Below are 15558 nucleotides of genomic sequence, written 5' to 3' on the forward strand. Positions count from 1 at the left end.
TACACTGGTATGTACTTTGCAACTCGAACACTACAGAGGTCACTCTTCAAAACATTTTTATAATTCATAAAGGGGCAAATAATGAATAATAGTTTCGATACCCAACATCAGCTCACAATAAATGGTGAGCAATATCATATTCATTCTCTAAAAGGACTTGGCGACAAAGCGAAACGATTGCCCTTTTCCTTAAAAGTACTACTTGAAAACCTTCTTCGTAACGAAGATGGCGTAAATATAAAAGAACAAGACATTCAAGCCCTTCTTAATTGGGATCCTCAAGCAAAGCCTGCATCTGAAGTTGCCTTTACTCCCGCCCGTGTTGTTATGCAAGATTTTACCGGCGTACCCGCTATTGTAGATTTAGCCGCGATGCGTGACGCAATGGAAAAGCTAGGTGGAGATCCTGCAAAAATAAACCCGTTATCGCCTGCTGAACTTGTGATTGACCATTCGGTACAAGTAGATGGCTACGGAAATGATGGTGCATTTGATTTAAATGCAAAACTTGAGTACGACCGAAATAAAGAACGTTATGAATTTTTACGTTGGGGACAAACCGCTTTTGATAATTTAAAAGTAGTGCCACCAGCAACCGGTATTGTTCACCAAGTAAACCTAGAATACTTAGCGCGCGTTGTTTTTAATGAAGAGCGCGACGGAAAAAAATTCGCTTACCCAGATACGCTTGTAGGGACTGACTCTCACACCACCATGATTAATGGCTTAGGTGTGCTTGGTTGGGGTGTAGGCGGCATTGAAGCTGAAGCAGCCATGCTTGGTCAGCCAATTAGCTTACTCATTCCACAAGTAGTAGGTATGAAGCTAAGCGGACGTTTACCTGAAGGTACTACCGCAACCGATTTAGTGTTAACAGTAACCGAAATACTGCGTAATCATGGCGTAGTGGGTAAATTTGTAGAGTTTTATGGTGACGGCCTTGCCGACCTACCACTTGCCGATAGAGCAACCATAGCCAATATGGCACCAGAATACGGCGCTACGTGTGGTATTTTCCCAATTGATGATGAAACCATTAACTACCTTCGCTTAACAAACCGCGACGAAAGTCACCTAAAGGTAATTGAGGATTACGCAAAACACCAAGGTTTATGGCGTAACGATGGTGACGAAGCTAGCTATACCGATACACTCGAGCTTAAACTAGGTGATGTTGTACCAAGCCTTGCAGGCCCTAAACGACCACAGGATAGAATTTCCCTAGACAAGGCTGGTGAAGTGATTAGCCAGCATTTAAAAAACTTTCAAGATGAACGTATGGCTCGTCGTGATAATAGCGACGAAGAACAAGCTCGTATTGAAAGTGAAGGGCCAACAACAAATCCAGATGAACCAGTTAACGAAGCGCAGTTTATGGGCGCCGCCAAGGTTAAATTTAAAGGCCAAGAGTTTGAGTTAAACGATGGCGCTTGTGTTATTGCCGCAATTACCAGCTGTACTAATACTTCTAACCCAAGTGTTATTTTAGCTGCTGGTTTGGTTGCCAAAAAAGCAAAACAGTTAGGCATTAATGTAAAACCTTGGGTTAAAACATCACTTGCACCAGGCTCTAAAGTAGTTACCGACTACCTAGAAAAAGCAGGCCTGATGGATGACCTAGAAAGCCTAGGCTTTAACTTAGTTGGCTACGGCTGTACTACGTGTATTGGTAACTCAGGGCCGCTTGCAACTGAAATATCAGACGCAATTCAAAAACATAAATTGGTAGTGAGCTCTATTTTATCGGGTAACCGTAACTTTGAAGGGCGTATTCACCAAGATGTTAAAATGAACTTTTTAGCGTCGCCTCCGCTTGTTGTTGCTTACGCCATTGCGGGCAGAACCGATATTGACGTATACAACGAACCCCTGGCTCAAGATGCTAACGGTAACGATATTTACCTTAAAAATATTTGGCCGAGCGTTAAAGAAGTAAGTGACCTAGTTAAAGAAACAGTAACTAAAGAAATGTTCGAAAAAAGCTACGCTAACGTTTACGAAGGCGATAGCCGTTGGCAGCAAATTAAAATACCAGATGGCAAACTTTACGATTGGGATGACGCATCTACCTACATTAAAAAAGCACCATTTTTTGATGGTATGAAAGTAGAACCACCAGGTATCCCCACTATCGAAGGCGCACGTTGTTTAGCTAAACTTGGGGATTCAGTAACCACTGACCATATTTCTCCAGCAGGTGCTATTAAAGCAGATGCACCAGCAGGTTTATACTTGCAAGAAAATGGCGTAGATAAAGCGCAGTTTAACTCGTACGGTTCACGCCGTGGTAATCACGAAGTAATGATGCGTGGTACGTTTGCTAATGTTCGTCTTAAAAACTTACTAGCACCAGGTACTGAAGGTGGCGTAACACGTACTCAGCCTGGCGATACGCTAGAGAGTATTTATGATGCAGCAATGGAGTATCAAAAAAATAATACGCCACTCATTATTTTAGCGGGTAAGGAATACGGTACGGGTTCATCTCGTGACTGGGCTGCTAAAGGCTCACTTTTATTAGGCGTTAAAGCCGTTGTAGCACAAAGCTATGAACGTATTCATCGCTCTAACTTAATTGGTATGGGTGTATTACCTCTGCAATTTAAAGAAGGTGAAAGCTACGAGTCACATGGGTTAACAGGGCAAGAACAATTTGATATTGATGGCCTGTACGATAAAACCGATGAAGTAACCGTTATTGCTACAAATGCCGAAGGTAAAAAAGTAACCTTGAGCGCTGATGTACGTATTGATACCCCTAAAGAGTGGGATTACTACAAACACGGCGGTATTTTACAATATGTACTGCGTAATATGCTCGACTAACAAAGACAGTAGTTAATACATTTAAAAGCCCAGTTTAGTAATAAGCTGGGCTTTTTTATGTGTGCTGTTTGTTGTCTTAAATCAATGCTAAGCATTTAAAGCGTGCCTACACTAGGGCCTGTTGACCTTTCAGGATTAAAATTTGTTCAACCTAGGGGCTATTTAATCGCGGCGTGAGGTTTGTAACCTAGTGGGCTAAGTAAAAACCGAGCAACAAAGAGTAAATAGCCCCTAGGCAGAACCCTTCGGGCAGCGCATGTTTGGCATTTATTCCACGTTATCGCCTATTCATGGGGAATAACCACACTACATAGGCTCTGCCTTGCCTAAATACCAAACACACTGCTGCAAATTTAACCTCGAAAGATAAACAGGCCCTAGGGCTACTCTTAGTGAGGTAACTATGTCGCAAACAATGATAATTAGGCTGCTTAAAACATCAATAGTGCTTGGGTTGTGCCTTATCGTGACTGGCCACACTTTAATTGTGTCGAGTTACTTCACTGTTAATCATGGTATTAAAGGAATAATTATAGCGGCGGCGTGCATTGCTGTAGGCGTGTTGTTGTCGCTTCCCACTAAAATATATTTAACCGTATTATTGATGGAAGCCGAAAAACGTTATTTAAAAAACCATAAAAGCACTCACTCTAAATAATTAAAGTGCACTTAAATTATTAATTTCTTTATTACGTTTTTCTAGTTTGTCTTTTACATTATTGGCATCATTAAATAACTTTTTAACAGAGTCTGGGTTCAAAATACTGATCCCCTCTGGTGCAGCCGACATTGTATTTGTACTTGGAGAGGTATTTAAAATAGACGTGTCTTCTGCTGCAATAACAGTAATATCTTTAGGGTCGAGTTTTACTTCAATACTTTTTGCATGCGGGTTAGGTGTATCAGAAAAGTGCCATTGGCCTGTTTCATCTTGCCACTTAAAAATTTTGCTGATTGAGGTAGTACTTTCAGGCATTGGTTCATCAGAAATACTGCTCGCAATTTTATCGCCAGCTTGCTTAACGCCCTGCACTGCTTGGTCCAAAGTATTGCTAGATAGCGCAACCATTTTTTCTTTAATTTGCTGAGATTCACTGCTAATTGAAGATGCAGAAAGCCATGTTTGACCATCGGGCTTTTTCAAATAAAACAAAGAGATAACTGCAATAGCCATGATTGATATAGCTAAGTAGGTAAAGTATTTCATAGCGTTCCTGCTTTAATTAATCCTTTATTGCCTTGAGTCTAATAAAAAATACTTAATTAGGCAATTTTTTGTACCCTAATAAAAGAAAATAAAAACGCAGCCGGAGCTGCGTTTTTATTTGCAATTTAACTACACCGTAGTCGCGTTAAATACCGTCACCATCCATGTGTAGTCCGCATTCTCGGTTTAAACCAAAAAAGCGAGTTTCTTCCTCTGTCATTCCTGGTTCTAACTTACGTGTTGTATGTACGTCTCCCATAGACACATAACCTTGCTCCCATAATGGGTGGTAAGGTAAATCGTGCTTGGTAAGATACTGATACACGTCGCGGTTAGACCATTCAATAATCGGGTACACTTTAACGGTACCACGGCTAATTTCTACAAACTGTTTATCAGCACGTGTAGATGATTGATCGCGACGCAAACCACTAAACCACGTGCCCGCTTCTATTTCTTTTAACGCACGGGTCATCGGCTCTACTTTATTAAGCTGATTATATTGCTTAATGCCGTCTTCGCCTTTCTCCCATAGTTTACCAAATTTAGCCTCTTGCCATGCTGGGCTAAGCGGCGCTCTATACACCTTTAAGTTAAGTGATAAACGCTCACTCATCTGCTCAATAAACTGATACGTTTCAGGAAACAAATAGCCTGTATCGGTCAATACAACGGGAATATCTGGACGTTGTGAGGTCATTAAATGCAGCATTACTGCCGCTTGAATACCAAAGCTAGATGATAAAAAAGCCGTATTAGGCAAGTTATCAAGCGCCCATGCAACACGCTGTTCTGCGCTCATATTCGCTAGTAAACCATTAGCATCAGCTAACATAGCCGTTTGGCTTTGTTTATCTAGCTGTAAAATGTTTTTAAATTCACTCATGGTAAATTCCAAACCTCACCAGCGCCAAAGCGCTGGTATTTAATTAAGCGTGAAAATCGGTTACTGATACTTTTACTTCAGCAACAATGCCTTTGCGTATAACAAAGTCACCAAAACACTCACCGTCATTGCGCTCGCTTGCCCATTGGCCAATGAGCTTATCGAATGCTTCTAGGTAAACGTCTTCGCCTACGTTCTCAAGGTACAATTTAGGAATACGTGTGCCTTCTAAATTACCACCTAAGTAAACGTTGTACTTACCTGGGCCTTTACCTACTAAACCTGCTTCTGCAAGCATTGCGCGGCCACAGCCGTTCGGGCAACCTACAACGCGCATAATAATGCTGTCATCGGGTATACCGTGCTTAGCAAGTAATGCTTCAGTTTTTTCTACTAGGCTTGGTAAGTAACGCTCTGCTTCGGCCATTGCAAGTGGGCACGTTGGCAGTGAAACACACGCCATAGAATTTTTACGCTGCTGCGAATCTGTGTCATCAATCAGGCCATGGCTACGAGCAATTTCTTCAATCACGGCTTTTTGATCTGCAGGTACGCCAGCAATAATTAAGTTTTGGTTTGCCGTCATACGCATGTCACCTTGGTGAACTTCTGCAATTTTACGACAACCAGTTTTAAGCGGTTTGCCTGGGTAGTCTAAAATACGACCACTTTGAATAAATAGAGTTAAGTGGTGCTTACCATCAATGCCTTCAACCCAACCAATGCGGTCGCCACGATGAGTAAACTCAAACGGACGGCTTGGTGCAAACGTAACGCCTGAGCGCTTTTCAACTTCGGCTTTAAATACATCAACACCTACACGGTCTAATGTGTATTTAGTTTTTGCATTTTTACGGTTTGAACGATTACCCCAATCGCGCTGCACAGATACAACATGTTCTGCAATTTTTAAGGTATCTTCTAGCGTAATAAAGCCAAAGTCATCTGCTTTACGCGGATAAGTTGCTGTATCGCCGTGCGTCATGGCAAGGCCACCGCCCACTAATACGTTAAAACCTACAAGCTTGCCGTTATCAGCAATTGCCACAAAGTTTAAGTCATTCGCATGCACATCAACTTCGTTGTTAGGTGGAATAGTTACCGTTGTTTTAAATTTACGCGGTAAGTAATTAGATCCTAAAATTGGCTCTTCTGTGGTTTCTGCTTTTTCGCCATTTAACCAAATTTCGGCATACGCTTTCGTTTTTGGTAATAAATGTTCAGAAATTTTTGCAGCCCAGTCGTAAGCTTCTTGGTGTAACTCAGACTCAACGGGGTTAGTAGTACAAAGCACGTTACGGTTAACGTCACCCGCTGTAGCAATAGAGTCTATACCTACGCTATCAAGCATTTGGTGCATGCCTTTAATATTAGGCTTTAATACACCATGAAACTGAAATGTTTGACGCGTAGTTAGGCGAATGCTGCCGTAGCTTGTTTTGTCATCAGCAAACTTGTCGATTGCTAACCACTGCTCTGGCTTAATAATACCGCCAGGCATACGTGCACGTAACATCACGTTATGTAGCGGCTCTAGCTTTTGCTTAGCACGCTCACCACGTATATCGCGGTCATCTTGTTGATACATACCGTGAAAACGAATTAGCTGAAAGTTATCGGCTGTAAAGCCACCGGTAATTTCGTCTGTTAAATCTTTTTCTATGGTGCCACGTAAAAAGTTGCTTTCTCTTTTCAAACGTTCGTTATCAGAAAGTTTTACGTTTTTATCTTGTTCGCTCATTTTAAATCCTAAATTTGTTACAGTGACGGCTGCTAGCTGTTAAATAAAATAAGAAACGTGATTAATACACGTCTTTCTGATAGCGGTTTGCGCTACGCAAATCTTTTAAATATTGCTCTGCGTCTTCATTGCTCTTGCCTGTGTTTTCTTTAACAATATCAAGCAAGGCGTTGTGTACATCTTTTGCCATGCGATTTGCATCGCCACAAATATAAAAGTGAGCGCCAGCTTCTAACCATTCAAACACGTCTTTACTGTTACTGCGTAACTTATCTTGTACGTATACTTTTTCTGCTTGATCGCGGCTAAATGCAACATCTACTTTGTTAAGTAAACCCGATTTTAAATAACCCTGTATTTCTACTTGGTATAAAAAGTCTTGAGTGAAATGTGGGTTACCAAAAAACAACCAGTTTTTGCCTTGCGCTTCACGCGAATCACGTTCTTGTAAAAATGCACGGAACGGCGCAATACCTGTACCTGGGCCAACCATAATCACAGGTGTATCATCGTTAGTGGGTAGGCGGAAATTGTCGTTGTGTTCGCTAAATACTTTAACTTTACAACCTTCTTCTGCACGACGAGTTAAGTAACCTGTACAGCCACCTAAATGCTCGCTATCAAATGCATCAAACTGCACTAGACCTAGTGTTAAATGTACTTCGTCTTCAACCTCAGCTTGGCTAGATGCAATTGAGTACAAACGAGCTTGTAGTTTACGTAGGCAATCTACTAATGTTTGCGCATCAATGTTTGCAGGGTTTTGGCGAATCACATCAAATATTTGACGAGGTTCAATATACGCACGCATTGCGGCTTTATCTTCTACAAGCTTTAATAATTCAGGCGTACCAGTTGCTGTTGCGTATTTTTCTACAAAACCAGGGTATGACTGAGTCAGCTCTAGTTTTTCAATAAGTGCATCACGTACGCTTAGCTCTTCATCACCTACTTTTACAATGCTTGTTGCATCTATTTGAGTAAGTGTAAGTACTTCATCAACTAATACATCATCATTTAAAAAGTACACACCTAATGAATCACCAGGTGTGTAAGTAATGTCTGAACCTTCAAGCGAAATTTCAACGTGGCGTACATCTTTAGTTGAGTCGCGACCGGTAATTTTTTGAACAGTTAATAGCTCTGCTTCAAATGGATTTTGTTTTGTATATTGGCTTGCTGCAGAGGTTGGAGCGCCAAATGGCATTGATACAACTTGACCACCAGCGGCTTCTTGCTGCGCTTTTAAATCAGGTTCGAATGCATCAACTGCACCGGCAATCCATGTTGCAGCTTCATCTTCGTAATCTACATCTAAATCAGCACGTTGATATATGGTTTGCGCACCGAGTTTATTTAAACGCTCTTCAAAATCTTTTGCTGTTTGGCAGAAAAACTCATAGCTAGAATCACCTAAGCCAATAACCGCTATTTTTACATCGTCTAGTTTTGGCGCTTTTTTAGTGGCTAAAAACTCGTGAAGTGTTTCTGCGTCTTCAGGTGGCTCACCTTCGCCGTAAGTAGATACAACGATAGTTAAAAACTTTTCTTTTTTCAGGGCTGTTGGTTTGTAATCTGACATGCTAACAAGCTTAACTGCTAAGCCTCGCGACTCAGCCTGCTCTTTCATTTTGGTAGCTACACCTTTTGCGTTACCTGTTTGCGAACCATATAAAATAGTTAGCGCTGCTGCATCACCCGCAGCCGGTACGCCTGCCGTAGGAGCACCTAACGCAGCCGAATTAGCATTTGCAGCTAAGTAACCACTTACCCACGCTTGTTGAATTGGATTAAGTTCAGCCACTAAACCTTGCAGCTTTTGTACTTGATCTTGCGATAGCGGGCTTGCCGCAGCATTTAGTTGACCTAACAACATGAATCGATTCCCCATAACCCTGAAAATTAAACACAACACACTTTGTGTATTGTTAAAAATGAGTTTTACCTCATCCAGAGCGTATCTGTTGAGGTTTTCTAAGTATGTAGGATAACGGGCTCTGCATAGATAAAAAAAGAATAGAATCTGCTTTGATATTCCATTTAGTTATTAATTTATAAAAATACCTTCAAAAACAGATTAAAGGACGATTATTGCTTTTTACAGCACTTTAAATTAACAATTTTGCAACCTAACTAATGTAGGGTATATTCCTTATTCAAAATAAAAATAGGAACAACTATGTTACACGGGAAATATAAAAATAAACTACTTAGTACCGCTTTGTTACTTGGCTCATTACCTGTAATGGCCAATGTAGCTAATGGCGGATTTGAACAATGGTCAGGTAATACACCTAGCTCTTGGAGCACTATTGATAGCGGAATCAGCTTAACGCGCTCAACTAGTACAGTTAAAAGCGGTAGTAGCTCTGCTGCTGTCAATGTAACTACAGGATCGCAAAGTAACACTGATTTACTACAACAAGTTGCTGTAGAAGCGGGTAAAACCTATAACTTTTCGGCTGATGTTTACCACACCGAAGGTAAAATTAAAGCTCGCTTGTATGTAGATGGTTATCAAGGCTATTCAAATCAAGCACAAACTAACCAATGGCAAACAGTTAGCCATAGCTATACAGCAAGCAGTGATAAAACAATTAGCGTAGGGCTTAGGTTTTATGATGTAAGTGGATTTGATGGCAGCGAAACCGTATACGTAGATAACTTTTTACCAAACGCTGATGGCAGCGCATCAACAAGTTGTACCGACAATAGCCTTACACTAACGCTTAATACCGATAATTACGGTAGCGAAACTAGCTGGGCCGTTAATAACAATCAAGGTAGCGCTGTTGCTAACGGCAGTGGTTACGCATCAAACTCTCAGTATGATGAGCAAATATGCCTAACTGATGGTACTTACACACTTGTTATTAGCGACAGTTACGGCGATGGTATGTGTTGTTCAACAGGTAATGGCAGTTATGCGCTTAAGCAAGGCTCTACCACACTTGCTAGCGGTGCAAGTTTTAGTAATACAGACAGCACGGCATTTACTTTAGGCAGTGGCTCTGGTGATGGCGGCGGGAGCAACCCAACACCCACTGGCTACTATGTTACTGCTCAAGGGTTATCGGGTTATGCACTAAAAACTGAGCTTTATAATATTATTAAAGATCATAATGCACAGGGTTACTCAGCTATTTGGAGTTTTTATGACTCATCTGCACGTGATACATACTTTGAAAACGATAACAGCATTTTAGATATGTATAGCGAAAAACCAAACGGCTCTGACAGCTACAATTATGCTGCGGTGAGCGATCAATGTGGTAACTATAGTGGAGAAGGCGGCTGTTACAACCGTGAGCATTCATTTCCTAAAAGCTGGTTTGGCGGCACTATTGAGCCAATGAACTCAGATGTGCATCATATTTACGCAACCGACGGTTATGTAAACTCAAAACGTAGTAACTTCCCATTTGGTGAAGTAGCAAGCGCTTCATTTACATCAACTAACGGAAGTAAATTAGGTTCTGCCGCAAGTTCATTAAATTACTCAGGTACTGTATTTGAGCCAATTGACGAATTTAAAGGTGACTTTGCTCGCGCTTATTTTTATATGGCAACGCGCTACGAAAATGTAATAGGCACTTGGCAAACAAAAACGACCTCAAGTAATGCTGTACTTAATGGTTCAAGCAACCAAGTTTTTGAAAGCTGGGTTGTAGCCATGCTGCTTAACTGGCATAACAGCGATCCTGTAAGCCAAATGGAACTTGACCGTAACCAAGCAGCGTTTGAATTTCAAGGTAATCGTAACCCGTATATCGACCACCCTGAATTTGTAGAAATGATCTGGTAAAAGTTAGCAGTTAAAACAAAAGCCTTTGCAAATGCAAAGGCTTTAACTTTTAGCGTGTAATATTTTTTATAGTCACAATGGTTTAAGCTAATTATAAGAAACAGCTGCGATAAGTGATTTTTCAGCTCTGTTTTTCATCAACGTTAAAAGTGAATGATGAAAATCTTGAAATATCACCTCACCCCATATTCGCGAATAAACACCAAAATTTGTATTATCTTGCACGGTCGTTTTTAACGTTAAAATCGTATTGCCGCTTTTATCTTCACTTAACTCATATCCACCGTAAAGAGGTGAAAAGTATTCACCGCCTAGTTTTACGTGTTTATCGAGTGCGTCATCGGGGATAGCATCTGGGTCTATATCAAATCTATAATGCATTTTTTTGTTTGGCTGCCAGTCGGTTATTACTTCTTCAAACACAACGCCTTTTTGCCAAGTACTTGTGCGAACAGCGCCTATACCGCTAGCATTCATACTTGCCTTTAATGGCTTTGGTACACCAATTAATTGAGTGAGTGAAAAAGGCACTTCCTGTGGTTTTATGTCACTCACATTAGCTAACTGCTGCCACACAACATTGATGGGCGCGTTAATAGCTATTGAATTTGTTACTTCGTATGTTTTTGATAAATGTAAAAAGTTAACTTCAATAGGTGAGAGCAATATAGGTAACAACGCGATTGATAATAAAGAACTATTCGCTTTTTTTATTTTACGTTTTCTAACAAAGCCCGCAAGTAACCCACCAATGCTGGCAAAAAACATAAAAGCAGGCAAAGCCATTGCCACACAAATGCTCCCTTCAAGTAAAGTAATTACACTTACAAATAAAAAAACAAAAATAGGCTGCCAAGCAATCGTGATCATTTGCCTTTTAGTTAATGTTTTTGATTCGTTGTACTCAAAGTGAATACGAATATAGCCAATAGCAACAGGCACTAAAAACATAAATGATATAGAGACTAAGCTACCTAAATTATAAGCATTGACTAGCTCTACAAACAGCCGCATAAATATGCCGTAAAGCGTACCAAGTAAAATACCAATTGATTTAGGGGAGTTGAGTTGCATCTCTATTCTTTATTGTTGTTATTAACAATCCGAAAGTAACAGAAGTATTATTTCACCACAAATAAAACGAAATTAACGGCTGCTACCAATAAGCTTTTCAAACAAAGCGGCTTTTACAGCCACTAAGACTAAAGGATAATAACCTGCCATTAACACTACTTCCCGCTATAAACAGTGATCAAATTCTTTAAAAATAAAAACAAGCCATTGATTTATAATAATTTTAAATCATTTTGTGTAGTTTTATAATTTTTAACGTAAAGCTGATTGTCAGATTAACTGTATTAAAAACAACCATGCACGACCTTTTGCCTATACATCCCAGCCTAAGAGCTGATCTACCCTGCATGTTCAATATTCATTTGCTTTAACAAAAGCCGTATTTATTTGATTAAGCAACAATGTTGCAGGAGAGCGCATGCAAACTACACCACCCGGTGATGCACCATCAAACACGCACAAGGATGCTCAAAGCTACGAGCAACTTCACAAGCCGAGTTCAGAGTTTAATACTCGCGACGAGTATCTCGAACATGAATTACAAATTATGCAGCCTAAGCGCTGGCGTCCTAATTTACCGTTTAGAGATTACCGATTTGAATTTGAAGACACCATACCAGCAATGGCGGGCACTATTGGTAAAGTCGTTATGGTGGGGGCTATTGCAGCAACCTTTGCGGCGCCTCTTGGTTTAAGCGATGCATTTGTTTTAGAAAATGTACGTTACGAATTACTCATTGTTTCTATTTTTATCATCTTATTCTCAGGCTTTATTTTACCAACAGCCAACTTGGCTGGTACTCACGGCCCGCTTATTCCGTTAATTCCTATTGTTGTTGCTGCTGGCGGTCACCCTATGGCGTTTGGCTTACTCATTGGTGCCTTTGGTTTTATTTTAGCCATAACCAAGGGAGGAAGTATGCTCGCGCGCCTAACCAGTAAAGGTGTATGTGGCGGGCTACTTATTTATTTAGGCTTTATTGGTACTATTTCGCAAGTTAAAAAGCTGTTTGCTTGGGCTGAAGCCATTGATATGGCACACATTGCGTTTATTGTTATTTTAGCCACCATTTTATTGTATGCGCTATTAGAGCACTTTAAAAAGCGTTGGTTAGCCGTGCCGTTAAGTTGCCTTATTGGTGGCGTGGTTGCCTTTGCCTTAGGCGCACCGTTTGAGTTTCATACTGCACCGGGTTTACCAAATATGAACCCAGCTTACTGGTGGGGCGAAAACACGGGTTGGATGCTAGGTTTACCAACGCTTGAAAGCTTTGTTGTTGTACTCCCATTTGCAGTGCTCGCCGTTGCTATGTGGTCTCCTGATTTTTTAGGCCATCAAGTATTTCAAAAAATAAGTTATCCGCAACGCACTGAAAAAGTACAAATGAATATCGACGACACCATGCTAAGTGCATCGGTTAGACAAACATTCGGCTCACTTGCCGGTGGTGCTAACTTTGCCTCCTCTTGGGGTACTTATATTGTGCCTGCCGCTATTGCTAAACGCCCTATCCCTGCTGGCGCTATTTTAACTGCATTATTTTGTATTATTGCTGGTTTATGGGGTTACCCTATGGATTTAGCAATTTGGCAGCCTGTATTGTGTGTAGCGCTTATTGTTGGTGTGTTTATCCCGCTACTTGAAGCTGGCATGGAAATGACGCGCGAAGGTAAAACGACGCAATCAGCCGCTATTGTGGTGTTTGCTTCGACCTTAGTTAATCCTGCTTTTGGTTGGTCTCTTACTATGCTACTTGATAACTTAGGGCTTATTGGCTGTAAAGAGCGCAGCGCTGAGCTAACTAAAATGAGCCGCTGGGTGATTCCACTTATTATGTTTGTGCTACTTACCACTGTAATGGCAATTGTAGGCATGTTACCTGGTATACCTGCGTTAATGGCTGACTTTAGGCATTAACCTTTAGCTACCACATCTAATATTTACCCACAAAAAAGCACGGCAATTGCCGTGCTTTTTAATACGTGATTTTTAATACACGCGGTTAAGAAATTACTGCCAAGAACGCTCAGTCGCTAGTTGTTTTTCAAACGCATCAATTTGTGGATTTAGTGTTTCGGTTACACCGATAAAGTCTAAGCCACTTAACAAACGCTCTTTTACCTCTTTACTAATATCAAAACTAATTAGTGCAAACTTACTGCTTGTTAGTGTTTGATTTTCAAGATCGATTTCAATGTTAATATCGTCGTGCTGCTCGCTAAGTACAAACAATTGCTCAAGCGTACCGGCAGGTAGCGCTATGGCTAACATTTGGTTGTTACCACAGTTATTAAAGAAAATATCTGCAAAGCTTTCAGCTAAAATAACTTCAAAGCCATATTGCTTCAGCGCCCATGGCGCGTGCTCACGAGATGAGCCACAACCAAAGTTGTCGCGCGTTAATAATATTTGCGCGCCTTGGTAGCATGGGCGGTTTAAAATAAAGTCAGGGTTTGGCTCGTCGTTATCTAGGTAACGCCAATCATAAAACAATGCCGCATCAAAACCTTCGCGGCTAGTTGATGTTAAAAACTGCTTAGGAATAATTTGGTCAGTATCTACATTGTTTTTATCAAGTGGAGCCATTAAGCCACTAAAAAATACGCTCATTATGCTTCTCCTCTAATATCAACAAAGTGACCATGTATTGCAGCGGCTGCCGCCATTGCAGGACTAACTAAATGTGTACGTCCACCGCGACCTTGGCGACCTTCAAAGTTACGGTTAGAAGTAGATGCACATCGCTTGCCTGCTTCTAGGCGGTCATCGTTCATTGCTAAACACATAGAACAACCTGGTTCGCGCCATTCAAAGCCAGCGGCTTTGAAAATATCGGCTAAGCCTTCATCTTCAGCTTGTTTTTTAACTAAGCCAGAGCCTGGTACAATTAATGCTTCTATGCCGGCTACAACATGTTTGCCTTCAACAATTTTTGCAGCAGCGCGTAAGTCTTCAATGCGACTATTTGTACATGAGCCAATAAATACCGTGTCTACTTTCGCGCTTGATAATTTATCGCCCGCTTTTAAGTCCATGTATTTAAGTGCGCTGCGAATAGCATCGGCTTTAATTAAATCTGGCTCTTTATCTGGATCAGGTATGCACTCATCAACACCAATTACTTGCTCTGGGCTTGTGCCCCAAGTAATTTGTGGCTGAATGTCGTCGGCATTTAGCTCAACAACTAAATCAAAGTGTGCGCCTTCATCCGTTTTTAAAGTTTCCCAATATTCAACGGCTGCATCAAAATCTGCACCTTTAGGTGCAAACGGACGACCTTTTAAATAATCATAAGTAATTTGGTCAGATGCAATTAAACCCGCTTTTGCACCCATTTCTATGCTCATATTACATAGCGTCATACGGGCTTCCATTGAAAGCGCTTCAATGCCTGCACCACAAAATTCAGCTACATAACCTGTGCCACCAGCGGTACCTAACTTGCCAATAACCGCCATAATTAAATCTTTAGCAGTAACCGTTGGACGCAATACACCGTTAATTTGAATTTTTAACGATTTCGCCTTTTTTTGCTGTAGCGTTTGCGTTGCTAATACGTGCTCAACCTCAGACGTACCAATACCATGCGCTAATGCACCAAACGCACCATGTGTAGAGGTATGGCTATCGCCACATACAATGGTTGTGCCTGGCAAGGTAATACCTTGCTCTGGACCCATTACGTGCACAATGCCTTGGTTAATCGAGTTTAAATCGTAAAGTACAATACCAAACTCTTTACAGTTTTTATCAAGCGCCATTAATTGGTTTTTAGATACTTCGCTTGCGGCATCAAGTGAACGGCTCTTAGTCGATACGTTATGATCCATCGTTGCAAAGGTTTTTTCTGGGCAACGTACAGTACGGTTTTTTTCACGTAGACCTGCAAAAGCCTGCGGAGAAGTAACTTCATGCACTAAATGGCGGTCAATATAAAGTAAGTCGGTTTGCTCATTTATGCTGGCAACGGTATGTGCTTGCCAAATTTTTTCGTATAACGTTTGGGCCACTTGCTAAT

Annotated in this window: 11 protein-coding genes; 4 read left to right on the forward strand and 7 right to left on the reverse strand. The window is 40.9% G+C overall.

Annotated elements, in window-relative coordinates; all coding sequences use genetic code 11:
* Nucleotides 1-81 precede the first annotated feature (81 nt).
* Together acnA and P20429_RS12590 are read left to right on the forward strand one after the other, a co-directional pair.
* Nucleotides 82-2826, forward strand: coding sequence for an aconitate hydratase AcnA (acnA, locus tag P20429_RS12595; RefSeq protein ID WP_007582185.1), 2745 nt, complete (start codon nucleotides 82-84; stop codon nucleotides 2824-2826).
* 403 nt (nucleotides 2827-3229) lie between these two features.
* The gene (locus tag P20429_RS12590; protein ID WP_007582187.1) at nucleotides 3230-3484 is read left to right on the forward strand and encodes a hypothetical protein; all 255 of its coding nucleotides are present in this window, start codon (nucleotides 3230-3232) and stop codon (nucleotides 3482-3484) included.
* On the opposite strand, the gene P20429_RS12585 is transcribed toward P20429_RS12590, so the two are convergent.
* The 4 genes from P20429_RS12585 to P20429_RS12570 all read right to left on the reverse strand — a co-directional run bounded on the left by P20429_RS12585 (nucleotide 3485) and on the right by P20429_RS12570 (nucleotide 8536).
* Nucleotides 3485-4033: a DUF4124 domain-containing protein gene (locus P20429_RS12585; RefSeq protein ID WP_007582189.1), complete on the reverse strand. Its 549-nt coding sequence runs from the start codon at nucleotides 4031-4033 to the stop codon at nucleotides 3485-3487.
* A gap of 145 nt (nucleotides 4034-4178) precedes the next feature.
* Entirely contained in the window at nucleotides 4179-4919 is a 741-nt protein-coding gene (locus P20429_RS12580; protein ID WP_007582191.1) for a phosphoadenylyl-sulfate reductase, read from the reverse strand.
* A gap of 43 nt (nucleotides 4920-4962) precedes the next feature.
* Nucleotides 4963-6660, reverse strand: a complete 1698-nt coding sequence (cysI, locus tag P20429_RS12575) for an assimilatory sulfite reductase (NADPH) hemoprotein subunit (protein ID WP_007582193.1) — start codon at nucleotides 6658-6660, stop codon at nucleotides 4963-4965.
* Between the two features lie 61 nt (nucleotides 6661-6721).
* Nucleotides 6722-8536: an assimilatory sulfite reductase (NADPH) flavoprotein subunit gene (locus P20429_RS12570; RefSeq protein ID WP_007582195.1), complete on the reverse strand. Its 1815-nt coding sequence runs from the start codon at nucleotides 8534-8536 to the stop codon at nucleotides 6722-6724.
* A 303-nt stretch (nucleotides 8537-8839) separates the two neighbouring features.
* Between P20429_RS12570 and P20429_RS12565 the strand changes: the two genes are divergently transcribed.
* Nucleotides 8840-10465, forward strand: a complete 1626-nt coding sequence (locus P20429_RS12565; RefSeq protein WP_007582197.1) for an endonuclease — start codon at nucleotides 8840-8842, stop codon at nucleotides 10463-10465.
* An 87-nt stretch (nucleotides 10466-10552) separates the two neighbouring features.
* Here P20429_RS12565 and P20429_RS12560 read toward each other — a convergent pair whose 3' ends face one another.
* Nucleotides 10553-11539: a hypothetical protein gene (locus tag P20429_RS12560; RefSeq protein WP_007582199.1), complete on the reverse strand. Its 987-nt coding sequence runs from the start codon at nucleotides 11537-11539 to the stop codon at nucleotides 10553-10555.
* Nucleotides 11540-11957: 418 nt separating this feature from the next.
* On the opposite strand from P20429_RS12560, the gene P20429_RS12555 reads away from it, so the two are divergent.
* Entirely contained in the window at nucleotides 11958-13457 is a 1500-nt protein-coding gene (locus P20429_RS12555) for a DUF3360 family protein (protein ID WP_007582201.1), read from the forward strand.
* A gap of 93 nt (nucleotides 13458-13550) precedes the next feature.
* On the opposite strand, the gene leuD is transcribed toward P20429_RS12555, so the two are convergent.
* Together leuD and leuC are read right to left on the reverse strand one after the other, a co-directional pair.
* Nucleotides 13551-14150 carry a 3-isopropylmalate dehydratase small subunit gene (gene leuD / locus P20429_RS12550; RefSeq protein WP_007582203.1) on the reverse strand — a complete coding sequence of 200 codons (600 nt, stop codon included), beginning with the start codon at nucleotides 14148-14150 and terminating at the stop codon, nucleotides 13551-13553.
* On the reverse strand, nucleotides 14150-15550 hold the full coding sequence (leuC, locus tag P20429_RS12545; protein WP_007582204.1) for a 3-isopropylmalate dehydratase large subunit: 1401 nt from the start codon (nucleotides 15548-15550) through the stop codon (nucleotides 14150-14152). Before leuC ends, leuD begins: the two co-directional genes overlap by 1 nt.
* Between the last annotated feature and the right edge of the window lie 8 nt (nucleotides 15551-15558).

Source organism: Pseudoalteromonas sp. BSi20429 (assembly GCF_000238895.1).
Taxonomy (GTDB): domain Bacteria; phylum Pseudomonadota; class Gammaproteobacteria; order Enterobacterales; family Alteromonadaceae; genus Pseudoalteromonas; species Pseudoalteromonas arctica.